This window comes from Pseudoalteromonas sp. TAE56 (assembly GCF_000497955.1).
GTDB lineage: Bacteria > Pseudomonadota > Gammaproteobacteria > Enterobacterales > Alteromonadaceae > Pseudoalteromonas.
This window is the reverse complement of sequence record NZ_AUTN01000105.1, coordinates 16,562-35,293: the sequence shown is the minus strand read 5'-3', so window position 1 is coordinate 35,293 and position 18,732 is coordinate 16,562. Positions and strand designations below refer to the sequence as shown.

Below are 18,732 nucleotides of genomic sequence, written 5' to 3'. Positions count from 1 at the left end.
ATTGATTAAGTATTTTACTTTTCCATTATAAGGATTCCAGAATGAGCAACCCTAAAGCAGGCCAATGTCCGGTCATGCACGGCAGTAATACTAAAACGTCTAATCCCAATACTGATTGGTGGCCAAATGCCCTAAACTTAGACATTCTTCATCAGCACGACACCAAATCAAATCCATACAATAGCGACTTTAATTACGCTGAAGCATTTAAATCAATCGATCTTGACGCGCTAAAAACAGATGTAAAAAGCTTAATGACCGATAGCCAAGATTGGTGGCCAGCCGATTNCTAGCATGGCATTCAGCGGGTTCTTACCGTTTAGCCGATGGTAGAGGGGGCGGTGGCACAGGTAATCAACGTTTTGCACCACTTAACTCATGGCCAGATAACGGTAACCTCGACAAAGCGCGCCGTTTACTGTGGCCAATAAAGAAAAAATACGGTAACAAGCTTTCATGGGCCGACTTAATTATTTTAGCGGGCAACATGGCATACGAATCAATGGGTTTAAAAACCTTTGGTTTTGCCGGTGGCCGAGAAGATATTTGGCACCCTGAAAAAGACGTTTACTGGGGAGCTGAAAAAGAATGGTTAGCGCCAAGTGACGGCCGTTACGAAAGTGTAGATAAACCAGATACGATGGAAAACCCATTAGCAGCAGTACAAATGGGCTTAATTTATGTAAATCCAGAAGGTGTTAACGGTATACCCGATCCGCTTAAAACAGCGGCTCAAGTTCGCGAAACCTTTGCCCGCATGGCAATGGATGACGAAGAGACCGCAGCATTAACTGTGGGCGGCCATACTGTAGGTAAAACACATGGTAACGGTAAAGCTGAAAACTTAGGCCCAGAACCAGAAGCTGCAGACGTACACGAGCAAGGTCTTGGCTGGAATAATACAACAACACGCGGTATTGGCCGCGATACTGTTACTTCAGGTCTTGAAGGTGCGTGGACTACACACCCAACCACATGGGATAACGGTTACTGTTACTTACTTCTAAACTACGAATGGGAACTGACTAAAAGCCCAGCAGGCGCTCATCAGTGGGAGCCTATTAATATTAAAGAAGAAGACAAACCTGTTGATGTAGAAGATCCATCAATTCGCTTAAAGCCAATGATGACTGATGCTGATATGGCCATGAAAGTGGATCCTGAATATCGCAAAATCATTGAACGTTTTAATAACGACTTTGAATACTTTTCAGATGTGTTTGCGCGAGCATGGTTTAAACTGACTCACCGCGACTTAGGCCCTAAATCATGTTACTTAGGCGCCGACGTACCAAGTGAAGACTTAATTTGGCAAGATCCAATTCCAGCCGTTGATTACACATTAACAGACGACGAAATTAGCGATCTTAAAACGACATTATTAAATTGTGGTGTTAGTGCCGCTGATTTAATAAATACAGCTTGGGATAGCGCACGTACTTATCGTGGTTCTGATAAACGTGGCGGCGCAAATGGTGCACGCATTCGTTTAGCACCGCAAAAAGATTGGCAAGGTAATGAGCCAGAACGTTTAGTATCAGTACTTAGTGCGCTTGAAAAAGTGCAGGCTGGCTTGAATAAACCAGTTAGCATCGCCGACTTAATTGTTTTAGGTGGTACAGCAGCCGTAGAACAAGCTGCAAAACAAGCGGGTGTTGATGTAAACGTGCCGTTTGCACCAGGTCGAGGAGATGCAACAGACGAAATGACTGATGCAGAATCGTTTGATGTATTAGAACCAATTCATGATGGTTTTAGAAATTGGTTGAAAAAAGATTACACAGTATCAGCTGAAGAGTTATTACTAGAACGTAGCCAGTTAATGGGATTAAGTGCACCAGAAATGTCGGTACTTATTGGTGGTATGCGAGTACTAGGTACTAACTATGCTGGCAGCGAACATGGCGTATTTACAAATAGCGTAGGTTTATTAACCAACGACTTCTTTGTAAACTTAACTGATATGTCAAATCGTTGGGAGCCGGTTCAAAAAGGCTTATACAATATAGTAGACCGTAAAAGTGGTACGACTAAATGGACGGCAACACGCGTTGATTTAGTATTTGGATCAAACTCTATATTGCGCGCACTTGCTGAGTTTTATGCACAAGACGACAACAAAGAGCGTTTTGTACATGACTTTGTAAATGCATGGGTAAAAGTAATGAACGCAGACAGGTTCGATCTTAAATAATCTGTACGCTAAATAAAAAGGGGGAGTAATAATTACTTCCCCTTTTTTAATATTTGCCATACCGTTAAACAAAGCTGCCTTTTTATAAAAATTGACAACTTACGACCCATATCCCAGATTAAATAAGCGGTGATAGAAAGCTATTTTTGCATTAAATTTTGCACACAGCACCACTCAGTATTGCTCACAAAATATCGTAATCTATCTAAGTCATATAAAAGTTAGGCATTAAAAAAGGCGGCAAAAGCCACCTTTTTGTATAAAACAATAAAACTTATAGAAGTGCAAAAAGCTTTTGTAGTTGTGGCATGTATTCGCTCACAAGTTCAAGGTTGCTTTCGCTTACTAAAGAATCCGTAGACTCCGCAGCTGCGCTTGAAGATTTACCAAACGAACCCATTAACGAGCTAGCGCCACTATCTTTAGCACTTTTAAGGCTTTGCAGGCCACCCATTACTTTAGTTGCCGTTTCTTGGTTATCAGCAGAAAGGCCCGATTTAAGATTTTCGATATAAGCCATTGATACTTCAGAACCTACCGTTACTAGCTGCTCTGGCGTAAAACCATAACGGTTTGTAACACCCGCGAAGCTTTTGTACAGGTCTTGCTCTTTAATCATGCTTAGTGCGCTATTAGCTAAAGAGCTTTGTTCGCCAACGCTTTGCTCTGCAGAACCACCTAACATACTTGCTAAATCTAAGTCTTTTAACGACTCTTGGCTGCTTGCCCAGCTAGTTACAGCAGGTAATGCTTTCATGTAGCTTTGTAATTGGCCTTCGCTAATGTCTTCTGCAAGGCTTGAAAAACTCATTGCTAATAAGCTAAGTGATAAAAGTATTTTTTTCATTGGGCATTTCCTGTTGTTTAATTAACGCTATTTAAAACTAAATGTAAGCGCTTGCCAATACAAAACTAAAGTATTAGGGGGATTTAGGCTATAAAGTAGTATAAATACTTTAAAGTCCTATAACTTAAGCTGATTCAGCACAAATATAGTTACAAATGATATAATGCATTTTTGACAAATAGAGCTGAACACAATGTTAACAATTTCAAATACTGTCACTATCGATGAATGGGAACTAGAGCTCACGGCTATTCGTTCGCAAGGTGCCGGTGGTCAAAATGTTAACAAAGTGGCAAGTGCAATTCATTTACGCTTTGATATTAACCGCTCTAAATTACCTGACTTCTACAAAGAACGCTTGCTTGCCTTAAATGATTCAAGAATCACCAAAGAAGGCGTTTTAATAATTAAAGCGCAAAGCCACCGTACACAAGAGCTAAACCGAGAAGATGCCCTTAAACGTTTAAAAGATTTAATACTCAGTGCTACCGTTGTCAACAAGGCGCGTCGTGCCACCAAGCCTAGCCGTAATTCACAGCGCAAACGTATGGATAAAAAAACTAAACATGGGCAAAACAAAGCGCTACGCGGCAACATAAAGTTTTAGTTTTAAACGGTATTAATAAAATAGAGAGGGGACTTAATGCCTAAATGTAGGCGCTATTTTTACATCCTACAGCGTGCATAAAAATATAAGTGAGGGGTCGCCTCACTTATATTTAATAGCTATTAATGTCTACTTAGCCATTTCTAAATCAGATTCTGCATCCGCCAGCATTGCAAATTCTTCGTCCGCGCTTTTAGCAACTAAGTGCTTTGAGCTATAGCCAAAGTAATAAGCCGCACCCACAATAAACAGCACCATAGTGTATAAAAATGCACGAGGGTCAAATGCATACACCCCCGTTAATGCTATAAGCGAAAGCACTAAAGCAATACTTGAAGTAACTACACCACCAGGAGTTTTGTACGGGCGAGGTAAATCAGGTTGTTTAACGCGTAGCAAAATATGGCTCAGCGCCATTAATGCATACGATACCGTTGCTCCCACTACAGCCATTGCGAGTATTAAGTCACCCTCGCCACTGAGTGATACTAAAAAACCAAATACTGCCGGTACAATTAACGCACGTGCTGGCACTTTGCGATTAGTAGTAATAGACAACGAACGCGGTAAATAACCGGCTCTAGATAAAGCAAACACTAAGCGACTATAACCATAAATTATAGAAAAGAATGAAGCGACTAACCCCGCAAGCCCTAATATATTTACAACGGTTGCTAAGCCCTCACTACCCGATGCGTTTAATGCATCAACTAAAGGCACTGCACTTGCGCCCATTGCAGCCGCACCGCCAGCACCTGGTACTAAAACTACCACTAAAAATGCAGTAAATAACAAAAAGATCATTGCACCAATTATGCCTTTAGGCACATCTTTAGCGGGATCTTTTGCTTCTTCTGCAGCAAGCGGTACACCTTCAACCGCTAAAAACAACCACATGGCAAACGGTAATGCAGCCCAAACTCCGTACCAACCTAAAGGTAAAAATTCACTGGCTCCCACTGCATCGGTTACGGGGACGTCAAATAAGCGTGATGCATCAAAATTTGTGATTAATACAAATGCGGTCGCAATAATAGCTAATACCGCTAAACCACTTATTACCATCATTACTTTAAGTGCTTCTCCTACGCCTGCTAAATGAATGCCCACAAATAGTAAGTAAAATAATGCATATATCCATGGGCCATTAAATCCGGTAAGGGCTTCAACTGCAGAGCCTATAAAAATAACAATAGCAGCGGGCGCTAAGGCATATTCAATTAATACGGCAAGTCCGGTTAAATAGCCTCCCGCTGGCCCGATAGCTTGACGCGCAAAACTATAACCACCGCCTGCAGCAGGTATTGCAGCTGACATTTCAGCAAGCGACAATACTAGCGCTAAATACATAACTGCCATTAATACTGCTGCAATAGCAAAGCCACCCCAACCGGCTTCAGCAATACCAAAGTTCCAGCCTGCAAAGTCACCCGATATTACATACGACACACCCAAACCTGCGAGTAATAACCATCCCGCAGTACCCCGTTTTAACTGTCTTTTAGCAAGGTACTCTGTATTATTAGTAGACATAACCCTTCTCCGTTGATGTTTAGTTTTTATTGTTTTATTTCACGTGTTTTTAATTAAAATTACTCAGCAATTAAAAAGTTAGTGGTTGAAACCTGATGCTCAATGACATCGTCTTGTGTGCGGTCTTTTAAATTAACCCCAGTTAGTTTTAGTTTTTTAGCTTCACGTAATAAGTACAGTGCGCGCCTAGCCGCTTCAGCATAAGACAGGCCTGCAGGGCGAATATTCGATATGCAATTACGACATGCATCGTTAAGTCCTGTTTTGGGCTCCCACGTTAAATACAAGCCAAGGCTATCTGGCGAACTAAGTCCTGGGCGCTCTCCTATTAACACCATAACCACCTGCGCATTTAGCAGCTCACCTATATCGTCGCCAATCGCTACTCGCCCTTGCTCAACCAAAGTAATGGGAGCAATTTTAAATTGCTTGTCTGTTGTGAGGTGCGTTAATAGCTCTGTTATAAATGGGTATGCATTTTTTTGTACCGCCAACGACGAGAGTCCATCAACCACGACAATCGCTAAATCGTATTTAGCCTGCGTAGTGTGTTTTTGTTTATTCATATAGCTGAGAAGTATTTGCCTACCATTGTCATTAAGCTTGCGGCCTAAATCGGGTCGCTGAAGGTAAGTAACCCTGTCAGTAGCTTGGCTGTGTAAATGCAGGGGAGGAGCAACCTCTTTTAGAGCACTAATACTACCCAGTTGCTCAGTCATTTCGTTAATATCTAGCGGAAAGCTCACCGCATCGCGCGCTTGTGCATGAGATAGCTGAAAAGCCAGCATTTCTGAGGTTGGCAAACTTATACCGGCGCGGCCAAGACCAATACGCGCATCGGTAAAGCGGCGTAAATCACTCCAAGGGTTGTGCACTACATTACCGTTATTTTTATGCTCGTTTACTGAGTTATCTAAAGGAGTGCTCTGTTTTGAACTTGATTTCATGAGCCACCTCCAGTAATTGCACCCAGAGGTTTGGCAAAAGCGGGAGGCAAAGTATCTGAAAGTGTAATATCGGAAGTGCTTTGCATAATTTTCATTTTGCTCAGCCATGCCTCAAACTCAGGGGCGGGTCTAGAGCCAAGAACACGACGAACATATAATGCATCATGAAACGACGTAGTTTGGTAATTAAGCATAATGTCGTCAGAGCCAGGTATTCCCATTACAAACGAGCAACCTGCAACGCCTAATAGCGTTAGCAAGTTATCCATATCGTTTTGATCGGCCTCTGCATGATTGGTGTAACACACGTCGCACCCCATCGGTATACCTAGTAACTTAGCGCAAAAATGATCCTCAAGTCCTGCTCGAGTAATTTCCTTACCATCAAACAAATATTCAGGGCCAATAAACCCCACCACGGTATTTACAAGTAACGGGTTAAACTTACGAGCAACGGCATAAGCGCGAGCTTCACACGTTTGCTGATCAAGCCCATGATGCGCATTTGCTGAAAGCGAACTGCCTTGCCCGGTTTCAAAATACATCACGTTATTGCCAACAGTACCGCGCTTTAAACTCAAGGCCGCATCTTGCGCTTCGGCTAAGGTATTTAAATTAAAGCCAAAACTTGAATTAGTAGCCTCTGTGCCGCCAATCGACTGAAACACTAAATCAACCGGTGCACCTGCTTCTATGCATTCAATCGTGTTAGTAACATGGGTGAGTACACAGCTTTGGGTTGGTATTTCATATTTTTGAATAACATCATCCATTAGCGTCATTAATTTAATGGCTTGAGCAACATTATCGGTTGCAGGGTTGATACCTATTACGGCATCGCCATTACCGTATAGCAGACCATCGAGCATGCATGCAGCAATACCGTTAATATCATCAGTAGGGTGGTTTGGTTGTAAACGTGTAGATAAATGCCCTGGAAGGCCAATGGTATTTCTAAAAGCACTCGTAACATGACACTTTTTAGCAATTAATATGAGATCTTGATTGCGCATTATTTTGCTAACAGCTGCAGCCATTTCGGGTGTAATACCCTGCCTTATACTTGCAAGCACAGCGGGTGTTGCAAAGTCGCTTAAAAGCCAATTACGAAAGTCACCTACGGTTAAATGTGCAATAGCCATAAAAGCATTCGCATCATGCTCGTCAATAATTAAACGTGTAATTTCGTCATCTTCATAGGGAATAAGTACCTCATTTAAAAATGTTTTAAGAGGTACATCGGCCAATGCCATTTGTGCTACAGCGCGCTCTTGCGCCGATTGTGCAATTACACCCGCTAAGCGATCACCCGAACGCTGCGGCGTTGCTTTAGCCATTAACTGGGCTAAGTTATCGAATTTATAAGTATGTGTACCTAAAGTGTAACTGTACGCTTGCCCCATGATTTACTCCACATAACTAACATGACAAACCTTGGTATAGGTTTTGCTATATTTTAGCTATAAATCAATTTTGAATAGTTACAAGACAGCTTATTTTGTACCAAGTAACTATCGAATTTTGGCAAAAGATTATTTATTAATCCAATTCAATTGGTTGCATACGCAAAGCGGTGTTAACTTAAGCATAATAAAAGTGTAACGAAAAAGAGCATCCCCTATATGGCGCAGCAAAATAGGTACGGCGCACCACTTAAGAGCAAGGTGCAAACACATGACATAGACGAGCAAGCGCATAGCCTTACTCAATGGCAGCAAAAATACGATCAAATGAGCGACGGCAGCTTTTATGGTTTTATTGAAGAAACGGATTACGCCAATATTCACGTGTTTAAAGAATACACCGAGCGAGCGCTTCGTCAGCAATGTAACATAGCCCCCAATTCTGTATGGCTTGGCATCCCTTATCAGTCGCAGCAAAGTAGAATTAATGGCCTAAATGTGGCAAGTAATCAATTTATGTGCCGTACAAGTGATAATGACTTTGAACTGATAACCCCTGAGCAATTTAATATTTATGGTTTGGTAATCGATTGGAACTCAATTGAATATATGGCGCAGTTACAAGGTGTAACATTGAAAAACCTGTCATCTGCGCAATCAGCTCGCTTATCGGTGAGCAACTCATCATTGCAAACGGCAAGGCAAATAATTAATAGTATGGTTGTAGGCAAGGGCTTTGGACTTAAAACCGAATCACAACAAGATATGCTAAACATGTTGGCACTACACTTATTACAAGCGGATAATCCACAGCAAAATATTGCGCCAAGTTATAAACGTCGAAAAGCCGTGGTAGATAAAGTAAAAGAGTATGTGACCACAAATCCACAAAAAACAATAACCATAACCGAGCTGTGCGAGCTTACCTTTGTAAGTAGGCGCACACTTCAATATAGCTTTGAGAGTATTTTAGGAATTAACCCTTTGCGATTTTTACGTTTAACACGTTTAAATAATGTAAGGCGGGAACTGAAAAAATTAAACCAAGATAAGCCAATTTCAGTAATAGCAGCCAATTGGGGATTTTGGCACGCGGGACAATTTGCTAAAGATTACACGCAACTTTTTGGTGAAAACCCATCACAAACAGTTAAAAATTCAGCACAGCAGTTTGAACCACCGTGCTCTACAAACTTGTAGGTGCGATTTTACATCGCCCTCATGTAACGTAGCTTTAATGTTTTAAAACGAGGTATAAAACCTCACCTACAATCGTGCAAATACCAAACCCGTAGGTGCGAATTTATTTCGCGCTCATGTAACGTGGCTTTAATGCTTTAAAAGTGAAAGCGAGGTATAAAACCTCACCTACATAGTGCAAACACCAAGCCCGTAGGTGCGAATTTATTTCGCGCTCAGGTAATGTGGCTTCAATGCTTTAATAGCGAGGTATAAAACCTCACCTACATCGTGCAAACACCAAGCCCGTAGGTGCTAATTTATTTCGCGCTCAGGTAATGTGGCTTCAATGCTTTAATAGCGAGGTATAAAACCTCACCTACAATCGTGCAAATACCAAACCCGTAGGTGCGAATTTATTTCGCGCTCATGTAACGTGGCTTTAATGCTTTAAAAGTAAAAGCGAGGTATAAAACCTCGCTTACTATATTCAAAAGTCCTATTTGATCGGTGCTATTTAAGCCGCGATTAGATAGGACTCTTGTCCTGAATGTTTGTTGCTGCGTTTAAACGAGCCTTTGCCTTTTTTAGCTTTAACCACTTGTGGTTTAAATAATTTAGAGGTTACTAGCGCCGCCAGTGCATTGTGGTTTATAACGCCTCGTCCTGTGTCTACCGCGCTGTTGCTTGCGGTTTTTGCTTTAGATTTTTTAGTCATATATTTCCTATCAACTAATGGTTATTTTAAGTTAAATAATAAAAAGGCTTTTATATTAGCCTATTTAAGAAATGGCGATTGTAGGCTTAATTTTCAACCGCGCAAGTATTTTTAATGCCCAACAGGTGCTTTTTTAATAATAAAAAAGCATAAAAAAAGCGCAGTTAATAACCGCGCTTAATGTAGTTTAATTTGCTTTAAAAATTAAAAGCTAAAGCTTACTTTTGCATAATACGTTCTGCCGTCAAAGCCGTATGGCAATGCGCGTACAGGATATTTAAATGCACCATTGGTGATAAAGTTAAGTACTTCGTCGTCACCTAGCTCGTCTGGCGTTTCGTCAAACACGTTATCGGCACCCACCGAAAGCGCAAACATGTCGTTAATTTGGTAACTAACATTTAAATCAACTAACACAGCAGATTCAACCGTACTTGTTGGTTTAAACGAACCGGTAGGCGAAAGCTCACCTGGTAATGAAATATGATCGTTACCAAAGTATTTTACGTCTGTTTCGCCAAAGTAGTTAAAGCGAATAGTTGATGTGTATGCATCGCGCTCGTAATCAAAGGTAAGCGTTGCACGCTCACTTGGTTGTCCGTCTGTAAAAAAGCTACGTTGTAGGTCGTCAAATGCAACTGCTTCAGGAATACCGTCTTCTGCATTTACGCCGTCAATTTTAGTATCGTTTAGGTTACCCGCAAAGGTTACACCAAAATTACCGCCTTCAACGTCTGTACGGTACGATGCAATAATATCAACGCCCTGCGTAGTAGAATCAACCGAGTTTGAAAAGTAGTTAGCTTGTACTGCACCCGTTGCTTGTAGCGCTGCAACTGCATCACCGCTAAACGATACATCGTCAGCGCTAAGTAAGCTGCCAAGTGTAATACGGTCTTCAATTTCTACGCGGTAAAAATCAACCGTTAACGAAAGCTCGCTTGTTACATCGTAAACAAAACCAGCACTGTAGTTTGTTGATGTTTCAAGCTCTAGGCTATCTACACCTAACGCACTTGGAAAAGCTGTACCTGTGTTTGCCGTAAACGACTGCGTTAATGTACCGTCTGAGCCTAAGTTAGTTGTAAAGGCTGTATAACCACTTTGTTGAAGCGATGGCGCTCTAAAACCAGTAGATACCGCACCACGTACTGCAAAGTCATCTGAAAATTCATAGCGTGTTGCTAATTTACCAATTAAATCGTCGCCAGCATCTGAGAAATCCTCATAACGTAGCGCACCACTTACGTTCCATGCGTCTGTGATCATAGTTTCTACATCTACATAGACAGCGTAGCTGTTACGATCGCTGTCGTTAGTTGCTTCAGGTCGCAGGCCGTTATAAGCCTGAAAACCACACTCAGCAAATTGATTCGGGTCGTTTACTGATGGGTAAGAGGTATCTGTATTTGCTAACCCACACGCGTATGATGCTTCATCGCCTGCAACTATTTCGTAGTTTTCTTTACGGTACTCGGCGCCCACAGTTACATATAAAGGCTCACTGCGGCCAATATCTACAATACCGTTTACATCAAGGTTAACGGTTGTTTGATCAAACCTAAAACCACCTGAGTAACCGCCACTAGGGCCTGAGTTTGCAGCAATGTCGGCATCACTTGCACTCGGGTTATTAAATAAATACTCAGCAGCATAAGAGGCGTTAATAGTATTACGTGATGTAAAATCGTATTGGTTTTCGCCATAAACAGCCGATACATCGTAATTCCAATCTGGGTTAATATCGCCTTTAAAACCAACCGCTACAGAAATATCTTGTGCTTCGTTATATATGCGCGGTAAAAAACCATCGCTGTATACTTGTGTTACGTTTTTAGAGGCTTCGTTAAAGTTACGGTAAAAACCATTACCTAGGGCCGTACGCTCTGAGTAGCCACCAAACGAGTAAAGCTCGCCGTCGCCCAATGGTAAGGCCATATTATAAAATAATGACGTAAACTCACTTTCTGAATTACCTTGGCTCCAGCGCACATCGTCACTTAGCGTGCCAGGCTCAACATTAAGCGAGCCACCTGTATCGCGCTCGGCGCGGTTAGTGCCATCTGCATCTCGATATTCAAGAGACAAATTAATAAAGCCGCCTTCGTTACCTAAATCAAAACCACGGTTTAAACCGGCTGAAATAGTATCGCCATCGCCTTCGCTTGTGCCACCGTATTGCACAAAACCAGTAGTAATCCCTGTTGAATTATTAAGAGATAAGTTAATAACGCCCGCAATAGCGTCAGAACCATATTGCGCCGCTGCACCATCACGCAAAACCTCAACACCTTTAAGCGCTGTTAACGGAATAGCATTCATATCAGTACCCGCAGCACCTGCGCCTACTGTACCGTTAAGACCAAAAATTGATTGGTTATGACGACGTTTACCATTTACTAATACAAGGGTTTGATCTGGCTGTAAGCCGCGAAGTGTTGCGGGTCTAAATAGGTCAGAACCGTCAGATACTTGTGTACGCGAAAAGTTAAATGAAGGCGCTGTCGCTTGCAGGCTTTGGCCTAATTCGGTAAAACCACCTTTAGTTAAATCATCAGCGTCAATTAAATCAATAGGAGAAGAAGACTCAGTAGAGGTACGGTTAGATACACGCGATCCTAATACAGAAATTTGCTCAATGTTTTTAGCAGCTTGCACGGGTGCTTCTTCTGCGTTAACAACGCTTGGTGCGCTAAACGCGAAAGCAACGGCTACAGCAAGTGTGTTTAAACGGTATGTTGGCATAGTGACGACCCTGTTTTTTTGTGTTCTTATAATATGTGTGTGGTTATGATACTCACAACCTGTTGCAAACATCCTAGCAACATATGCAAACAAAAAGAAATGAAAAAAACTAAATTATTGGTCTAAGTATGCAAATAAATTTCAAGATGAGAAAAAACCACATCAAATAGATTAAAATACACGCTAAAAGAGCATTAAACTTCAAAAGCTAGTCGGTTAACTTTTTATTTACAATGTGGTTTTGCTCGTTTATTTATACTTTTAGAGGTAATAGGCAGCGGATGGTCGTACCTGTCCCTAATGTGCTGTTAACTTCTATTTTTCCACCATGATCGTTCACCATAGCGTATACAAGTGTCATACCCATACCGGTACCTTTTCCAACTTCTTTTGTCGTGTAAAAAGGGTCAAACATATGTGCTATTGTGTCTTCACTCATTCCACAGCCATTATCTTTTACCTCAATACATATATTTGTGCCTTGTTCAAAAATACTCACCTCAATAATGCAGCCTTTTTCTAAATCAAGCTCGCATGCTTGCCAAGCGTTCATTAATAAATTTACAAAAATCTGATTAATAGATGATAAATTGCACCAAATAAGTGGTAGTGGTTCAAAGCGTGTTTTTATTTCGCATAACTTAAGTTTGTTACTCAATAATCTTAAAGCGTTATTAGCGCCAGTCGTTATATCGGTTAGTTGTTTATCTTGCGAAGAGGTGGGGTGAGCAAAGTTTAATAAGTCATGCACAATTTGTTTTATTCGTTTAAGTCCTTCAACGCTGTCGTTAACTTGTCCCTGTAAGTTGTTATAAAGCCACGCATACGGATACTGTAAATTGAGTATGTCGATTTCGTGTTTAAAACGGCTCTCTTTAATTTCGTTATTTAAGTATTGCTCGTTAAGTTTTAGCAGCGTGATGAGCAAAGGGGTAGAGTTTTGTAAGCTTTCTATATTACTCATTGCATAGGCAAGCGGGGTATTTATTTCGTGGGCTACGCCTGCACAAAGCGTTCCTAAGGTTGCCATTTTTTCAGTTTGCACAAACAGCATTTGTTGATGTTCTAAATCGGCTACTTTTTTTTGTAATTCATTATTTATGGCAACTAAAACGGTGCTTTTATCTTTAAGTAATTGTTCTGCGGCCAAGCGCAGCTTTTGTTCGTTTAAAAAAGCACGTTCAAAATTACCATCTGATCCATTCATTCCTTTCATCCATATAGATAACTTTATACTTAATGTTTAGTTGGTTACACGCAAATTTGCAACTTTAGTGTTAGCAACTATCTACTTATGGGTAATAACTACATTACTTAGATTCAGCTATAAATAAAGGCAGGACAAACTCACCATAGAATATTTTTTTAAGCTATTATTTAGCCAGAAGTAATTTAAAGGCGGCGCAATGACTCAAGCAACACCAAACACACCGATGAATCAGGTTGATGTACTTTGCATTGATGATGACGAAATAGTACTACGCACATTAACCCGTTTACTTGAAGTAAATGGCCTGTCGGTTATTGTTTGCGATAATCCGCAAAACGCATTAACACTTTTTAAAAATCATGAGTTTGGTTTAATTATTAGCGACATGCGTATGCCAGTAATGAACGGTGCCGAGTTTTTAGAAAAAGCGCGCGCGCTGGCACCCGACACCCAACGTATTTTGTTAACCGGTTACGCCGATATACAAACAACTCTAGCGGCTGTTAACCAAGGTCAAATAAATGGCTATATTCAAAAGCCTTGGCAAAACGACTTATTACTTCGAAGCATTAAAGATAGCCTTGAAAAATTTGCGCTAAAAAAACAAAATCAAAAGTTAGAAGCACAAGTTAAGGCGCAAAACCAAGAGCTGCTAGAGCTAAACAACACGTTAGAGCAGCGAGTAGATAAACGTACTTTACAAATTAAAAAAGTTTTAAAAAAGCTTGAAGACGCCAACGAGCGTGAAAAACAAGAGCACAAATCAACTGTAGAGTTACTATATAATTTTATTAACGCAAACCCCTACCTAGACGGCAACAAAGCACAAAACATTGCAAATACCTGCACACAAATAGCGCTTTATTTAAACCTGTCGCAAAAAAGCATTGATCTTGCTCCAATGGCTGGCTATTTAGCTCAAATAGGTTTGCTTGCTATGGACCCTGAGCTTTATAAAAAACCGCTAAACAGGTTAAATGAGCAACAACGTAAGACCTTTTATACTCACCCAAGTACTGCACAATTAATGCTAATGCCAGCAATACATTTACACGATTTATCAGATGCTATTTATTATCAGTTTGAACGTTTTAACGGTAATGGAATGCCCAAAGGTCTTGCCGGAAACGACATACCAATAGGAGCAATGGTATTGGGGTTAGCGCGTGATTACTGGGATGCATTTGAGCAGAGCAATGCAAGCGATGAAAAGCAGCGCCACGATGATGCACTTGAAGGTGTAAAGCTTTACAGTGGTTCGTTTTATCATCCCAAAATTGTACGTGCGCTTGAAGCAAGCCATGCAAAACTACACGAACAAAAAAGTTCAGCTGGATCAGTGCTAATTTGTAATGCCCATGAACTAAAAGATCAAATGACACTCGGCCATGCTCTGCACAGCCATGCAGGTATAATGTTGTTGCCAAAAGGCCACGTATTTAGCCGCAAATCGATAGAAAAACTCCAACAGTTAGAATCTAAAAAGCCAACCCCATTTAGAATTATGGTTAAAACTGCTAAATGATTGATCTAAACGGCAGTTTTTTTCGTTACAATGTGCGTAAAATACATAATTGAATTTGCTTGAAGGAGCTCTCTGTGTCGCGATTTTCTGCGGTTACTGACAATCCCCATGATGGGCGTTTTAACCAAAAAACGGGAATACTGCTTACTAACCTAGGTAGCCCCGATGCACCAACAGCGGCTGCGCTTCGTACATATTTACGTGAGTTTTTATCAGATCCACGCATTGTAGAAATACCACGCCTAGTATGGATGATAATATTACATGGCATTATTTTGCGTGTGCGCCCTAAGCGTTCGGCTAAATTATACGAAAGTATATGGAGCGAAAATGGTTCACCGCTTACTCACATCACTCGCCAACAAAGCGTAAAGCTAAATGCCTTATTAAAAGAGCAAGGGTATACAAATACTGAAGTGGTAATGGCTATGCGTTATGGCAATCCTTCAATAGAGGCAGGCCTTGAAGAGCTACGAGATAAAGGCTTAACGCGTATTATTATACTGCCAATGTATCCGCAATATTCTAGCCCAACTACAGGCTCAACCTTTGATGCCGTATCGAGCGTACTGCGTAAATGGCGCTGGGTGCCAGAGCTGCATTTTGTTAATGGCTATCACAAAAACACCCGTTACATTGAATCCCTTGCTAATAGTATTAGTGAGGATTTAGAAGCGAATGGTATGCCACAAAAAATTGTTTTTTCGTATCACGGTATGCCTAAATTGTTTTTAGAGCGAGGCGACCCGTACCACTGCTTATGTTTACAAACCACACGCTTAGTTGTCGAAAAACTAGGCCTTGATAAAGACAAAGTAATTAGTACTTTTCAAAGTCGATTTGGTAAAGCCGAGTGGTTAAAGCCCTACACCGACGCAACTCTTGCAGCCTTACCTGATGAAGGTATTACCGATGTAGCTATTATCAGCCCTGCTTTTAGCGCCGACTGCCTAGAAACACTTGAAGAGCTGGAAGGCGAAAACCGTGAAATATTCGAAAACGCAGGCGGCGAAAAATACCGTTACATAGCGGCACTAAACGACAGAGACGACCATATAGAAGCTGTGTTTGATGTTATAAAACCTATGTTGTAACCAGGTTTACTAAAGCACATAGCTAAATATATTTCGCATTAAGCGGTGTTAAAATTAACACCGCTTTTTGTTTTTAGGGCTTTTAAAATATTTAGTTAATTAATTCACAAAGAGGTTAAGAGGCGCTGCGCTTTTAGAGTAGTGATAAAACATAAAAATACTGTTTTTGTTTTTGGCTTCCTCATTTACTCCTCTTTTACTTCTCATTGTGCAAATAAAAGCTTTTAAAGAGCTAATTATTCACAAAGAGGTTAAGAGGCGCTGCGCTTTTAGAGTAAGTGATACATATTGGCCGATTTGGTTTTTCTCAGTTATTACTGATTACCTTATCTTTGTGAAAGAAATTACTTATACTTTTAATAATAATTAAAGTGTACTTTTGAGGGGAGACAATACCTAAGCAACAGCAAATCAATGCTATCGTTTAAAATATAAATCAATCGCTTTGGTGAGGAGCTCGTCGAGCTGTTCTTCAAATTCTTCAATATTAATATCAAAGTGTTTTAAATAAGCCCGAGCCTGAGCAAGTGATAAATTACGGCTGTTAACGCTATATTGTCTCTCGTCTATGGTTTTATCGTAACGAGGTAAAAATACAAATTGGCCATAAAATGGTGACTTAATATGCTTATTTACAAAACGACAAAAATCTTCAACATGCTCAGCCCCCTTAGGGCCGAGGCAACCGGGCTCAATGCGGTACATTAAGCGGATTTTTTTGTCGTCATTTATTTGCATTAATAGCCTTTATCTAAAAAACAGTACGCGTACTATTTTCCCATCTTTAATTTGGTAGCTCGAAATAAGTTCTGAGCGTTTATCAATCACGTTTTCGTCAGTTGAACAGGTTTCTGATAGTTCGTGATCAATCACTATATCACCGTGCACTATGCGCTTAATGGGTGATGAGTGAATACACTTTAACTTTTTAAACATTAGCCCATAACGTTCTATTAGTTTTTCTTTACCTTTAAATAATAGCTCATTAGGGAAAATATAAAACTCAACATCTTCGGCATATACACGAAGAAATTCTTCAATGTTGCGTGCGTTATAGGCTTTAACTAACTGCTCTACTACCGCAAGTGATTCGCGCGATTGCTTAGCTTTAGTTTGCTGCTTAACTGTTAGCGCTTCTTTTGCTTGCGTAACTGCTTTTTCAGCTTCGGCTACTGCCACTGCTTTTTCTATTTTATTTTTAGGCTTTTCAGTGGGTTTAATCTGCTCGTTACCCAATACTTTTGAATCGTCTGGTTTAGTCGCATCAATTGTTGGCTTTTTAAGCTCAGGTGCTTTGTATTCAAGCGTATTTACTTTCTCGTCAGCTTTAGCCTGAGTTGTTGATTGCTCATCTTCAACTTTCGGTTTTTCAACGTTTGCTTGAGCTTCAACTTGCTGCTCTTTTTGCTCAGGCTCGCTTTGTTCTGCGGCGTAAGTAATAAGCGCAACGGTAGTAATTAACGAGGCAAAAATAATAGATAACGGTTTCATAACTTTCCTAAAATGAACACTAAATACGTGTAATACCAATTGCATTAAATAAGTAACCTATTATAGCGTTAAGAAAATAGCACTATAACAAGGCAAAAATTATGACATATAGTTGTTCTATATGAATAATTTTTAACGCAGTTAGTGAGTTATTTAATGCGATAGAATGATCATATTTTTGATGAAATTGGTATAAGGGTGCAACATAGCAAATTTTAACGTTATCGGGTAGTTAATACCACCACTGTAGCTTACCAGTACTGCTCTACTGTAATGTTACCGGGTGCTTTGCGGCGGTTACGCGTAAAGTTTTTATCGATAAGTAGCGCGGTTGTGTCTTTTACCATTTGTGGGTTTCCGCAAATCATAAATTGCGCGTTACTAGGCTCTGGGTTTAATTTTACATGTTCAAACAAGCGGTTGCTCTCAATAGCGCTAGTAATTCGCCCACTTAAGCCTTGTAATGGCTCTTCTCTACTTACAACAGGAATATAGTTAAGTTGTGCTGGGTACACTCGTAATAGCTCGTTAATAAGTGCCTGATAGCTCAAATCGTTATTAAAACGTACGCCATGTACTAAGTTTATGCTTTTGTATTTTTTCCACACATCAGGCTGTTGTAATATCGATAAAAAAGGCCCTATGGCAGTGCCAGTACCTAACATCCAAAGCTGATCGCTTTGTGGTATTTCATCAAGGGTAAAAAAGCCAGTTGCGCGTTGCTCTATAAGTACGGTTTCGCCTGGCTGTAATTTAGCTAAACAGGGCGATAATAAACCATCAATAACGTTAATAAGGTAAAACTCGAGGTCGGGGTTTTCAGGGGCATTCACATATGAGTAAGCCCGAGCAATGCGCTTGTCGCCATCCATTATAGAAAGCTTTGTAAATTGCCCTGCTTTAAACGGTTCTACATTTGCATTAACGGTTAAGCTAAAGAGCGTTTCGCTCCACCATGTTACGCTTTTTACTGTTGCTTCAACCCAATTAGACATAGTTACCTCTTGGTTTAGCCATTAAAGTTTTAAATAACTCACTCCATAAACATTAGCATTAAGTGACAAAGACTTACAGGAGAATATGACTAGATTTAAAGCAGTGATGTATGCAGTATTTACCAATAAAATAATGTGAATAATTAGCTCTGCGAAAAAAGCCATTAACTGCATAAGGAAAAGTGAAGTAGCAGTAATCCAGAAGAACCAAACCAAAAAACGAGTATTTTGTCACTCACTTTAA

The 18,732-nt window shown here is 40.4% G+C and carries 14 protein-coding genes and 1 pseudogene; 5 read left to right on the top strand and 10 right to left on the bottom strand.

Going from position 1 to position 18,732, the window contains the following annotated elements; translation table 11 throughout:
* Positions 1–41 precede the first annotated feature (41 nt).
* Positions 42–2,194, top strand: a pseudogene (gene katG / locus L656_RS01000000122250) (catalase/peroxidase HPI).
* 274 nt (positions 2,195–2,468) lie between these two features.
* On the opposite strand, the gene L656_RS0112200 reads toward katG, so the two are convergent.
* Positions 2,469–3,041 carry a hypothetical protein gene (locus L656_RS0112200; protein ID WP_024599422.1) on the bottom strand — a complete coding sequence of 191 codons (573 nt, stop codon included), beginning with the start codon at positions 3,039–3,041 and terminating at the stop codon, positions 2,469–2,471.
* Between the two features lie 193 nt (positions 3,042–3,234).
* Between L656_RS0112200 and arfB the strand changes: the two genes are divergently transcribed.
* On the top strand, positions 3,235–3,648 hold the full coding sequence (gene arfB / locus L656_RS0112195) for an alternative ribosome rescue aminoacyl-tRNA hydrolase ArfB (RefSeq protein WP_024599421.1): 414 nt from the start codon (positions 3,235–3,237) through the stop codon (positions 3,646–3,648).
* A gap of 129 nt (positions 3,649–3,777) precedes the next feature.
* Here arfB and eat read toward each other — a convergent pair whose 3' ends face one another.
* Genes eat through L656_RS0112180 form a run of 3 tightly spaced genes read right to left on the bottom strand, consistent with a single transcriptional unit; the run spans position 3,778 to position 7,531 of the window.
* Positions 3,778–5,181: an ethanolamine permease gene (eat, locus tag L656_RS0112190; RefSeq protein WP_024599420.1), complete on the bottom strand. Its 1,404-nt coding sequence runs from the start codon at positions 5,179–5,181 to the stop codon at positions 3,778–3,780.
* Positions 5,182–5,240: 59 nt separating this feature from the next.
* On the bottom strand, positions 5,241–6,128 hold the full coding sequence (gene eutC / locus L656_RS0112185) for an ethanolamine ammonia-lyase subunit EutC (RefSeq protein ID WP_024599419.1): 888 nt from the start codon (positions 6,126–6,128) through the stop codon (positions 5,241–5,243).
* On the bottom strand, positions 6,125–7,531 hold the full coding sequence (locus L656_RS0112180) for an ethanolamine ammonia-lyase subunit EutB (RefSeq protein ID WP_024599418.1): 1,407 nt from the start codon (positions 7,529–7,531) through the stop codon (positions 6,125–6,127). Before L656_RS0112180 ends, eutC begins: the two co-directional genes overlap by 4 nt.
* Before the next feature lie 219 nt (positions 7,532–7,750).
* On the opposite strand from L656_RS0112180, the gene L656_RS0112175 reads away from it, so the two are divergent.
* Positions 7,751–8,731 carry a helix-turn-helix domain-containing protein gene (locus L656_RS0112175; protein ID WP_024599417.1) on the top strand — a complete coding sequence of 327 codons (981 nt, stop codon included), beginning with the start codon at positions 7,751–7,753 and terminating at the stop codon, positions 8,729–8,731.
* 496 nt (positions 8,732–9,227) lie between these two features.
* On the opposite strand, the gene arfA is transcribed toward L656_RS0112175, so the two are convergent.
* The 3 genes from arfA to L656_RS0112160 form a co-directional block, all read right to left on the bottom strand.
* Positions 9,228–9,428, bottom strand: coding sequence for a ribosome alternative rescue factor ArfA (gene arfA, locus L656_RS0112170; RefSeq protein ID WP_024591136.1), 201 nt, complete (start codon positions 9,426–9,428; stop codon positions 9,228–9,230).
* Positions 9,429–9,632: 204 nt separating this feature from the next.
* Complete coding sequence (locus L656_RS0112165) at positions 9,633–12,173, bottom strand: TonB-dependent receptor plug domain-containing protein (protein WP_024599416.1); 2,541 nt, start codon at positions 12,171–12,173, stop codon at positions 9,633–9,635.
* A 253-nt stretch (positions 12,174–12,426) separates the two neighbouring features.
* Positions 12,427–13,380 (bottom strand): sensor histidine kinase, encoded by a 954-nt coding sequence (locus tag L656_RS0112160; RefSeq protein WP_024599415.1) that lies wholly within the window; start codon positions 13,378–13,380, stop codon positions 12,427–12,429.
* A gap of 199 nt (positions 13,381–13,579) precedes the next feature.
* Between L656_RS0112160 and L656_RS0112155 the strand changes: the two genes are divergently transcribed.
* Entirely contained in the window at positions 13,580–14,908 is a 1,329-nt protein-coding gene (locus tag L656_RS0112155; RefSeq protein ID WP_024599414.1) for an HD domain-containing phosphohydrolase, read from the top strand.
* Positions 14,909–14,982: 74 nt separating this feature from the next.
* Positions 14,983–16,002 (top strand): ferrochelatase, encoded by a 1,020-nt coding sequence (hemH, locus tag L656_RS0112150; RefSeq protein WP_024599413.1) that lies wholly within the window; start codon positions 14,983–14,985, stop codon positions 16,000–16,002.
* Positions 16,003–16,419: 417 nt separating this feature from the next.
* On the opposite strand, the gene L656_RS0112145 is transcribed toward hemH, so the two are convergent.
* The 3 genes from L656_RS0112145 to L656_RS0112135 all read right to left on the bottom strand — a co-directional run bounded on the left by L656_RS0112145 (position 16,420) and on the right by L656_RS0112135 (position 18,488).
* Positions 16,420–16,740: a hypothetical protein gene (locus tag L656_RS0112145; RefSeq protein WP_024599412.1), complete on the bottom strand. Its 321-nt coding sequence runs from the start codon at positions 16,738–16,740 to the stop codon at positions 16,420–16,422.
* Positions 16,741–16,749: 9 nt separating this feature from the next.
* A complete protein-coding gene (locus L656_RS0112140; protein WP_024599411.1) occupies positions 16,750–17,493 on the bottom strand; it encodes a nuclear transport factor 2 family protein in 744 nt (247 codons plus the stop codon).
* A gap of 251 nt (positions 17,494–17,744) precedes the next feature.
* Complete coding sequence (locus L656_RS0112135) at positions 17,745–18,488, bottom strand: ferredoxin--NADP reductase (protein ID WP_024599410.1); 744 nt, start codon at positions 18,486–18,488, stop codon at positions 17,745–17,747.
* Between the last annotated feature and the right edge of the window lie 244 nt (positions 18,489–18,732).

What these genes read in the sequence shown, in the direction of transcription:
- L656_RS0112200 (WP_024599422.1), bottom strand. Translation starts at nt 3,041, where the DNA reads ATGAAAAAAATACTTTTATCACTTAGCTTATTAGCAATGAGTTTTTCA.
- arfB (WP_024599421.1), top strand. Translation starts at nt 3,235, where the DNA reads ATGTTAACAATTTCAAATACTGTCACTATCGATGAATGGGAACTAGAG.
- eat (WP_024599420.1), bottom strand. Translation starts at nt 5,181, where the DNA reads ATGTCTACTAATAATACAGAGTACCTTGCTAAAAGACAGTTAAAACGG.
- eutC (WP_024599419.1), bottom strand. Translation starts at nt 6,128, where the DNA reads ATGAAATCAAGTTCAAAACAGAGCACTCCTTTAGATAACTCAGTAAAC.
- L656_RS0112180 (WP_024599418.1), bottom strand. Translation starts at nt 7,531, where the DNA reads ATGGGGCAAGCGTACAGTTACACTTTAGGTACACATACTTATAAATTC.
- L656_RS0112175 (WP_024599417.1), top strand. Translation starts at nt 7,751, where the DNA reads ATGGCGCAGCAAAATAGGTACGGCGCACCACTTAAGAGCAAGGTGCAA.
- arfA (WP_024591136.1), bottom strand. Translation starts at nt 9,428, where the DNA reads ATGACTAAAAAATCTAAAGCAAAAACCGCAAGCAACAGCGCGGTAGAC.
- L656_RS0112165 (WP_024599416.1), bottom strand. Translation starts at nt 12,173, where the DNA reads ATGCCAACATACCGTTTAAACACACTTGCTGTAGCCGTTGCTTTCGCG.
- L656_RS0112160 (WP_024599415.1), bottom strand. Translation starts at nt 13,380, where the DNA reads ATGAATGGATCAGATGGTAATTTTGAACGTGCTTTTTTAAACGAACAA.
- L656_RS0112155 (WP_024599414.1), top strand. Translation starts at nt 13,580, where the DNA reads ATGACTCAAGCAACACCAAACACACCGATGAATCAGGTTGATGTACTT.
- L656_RS0112145 (WP_024599412.1), bottom strand. Translation starts at nt 16,740, where the DNA reads ATGCAAATAAATGACGACAAAAAAATCCGCTTAATGTACCGCATTGAG.
- L656_RS0112140 (WP_024599411.1), bottom strand. Translation starts at nt 17,493, where the DNA reads ATGAAACCGTTATCTATTATTTTTGCCTCGTTAATTACTACCGTTGCG.
- L656_RS0112135 (WP_024599410.1), bottom strand. Translation starts at nt 18,488, where the DNA reads ATGTCTAATTGGGTTGAAGCAACAGTAAAAAGCGTAACATGGTGGAGC.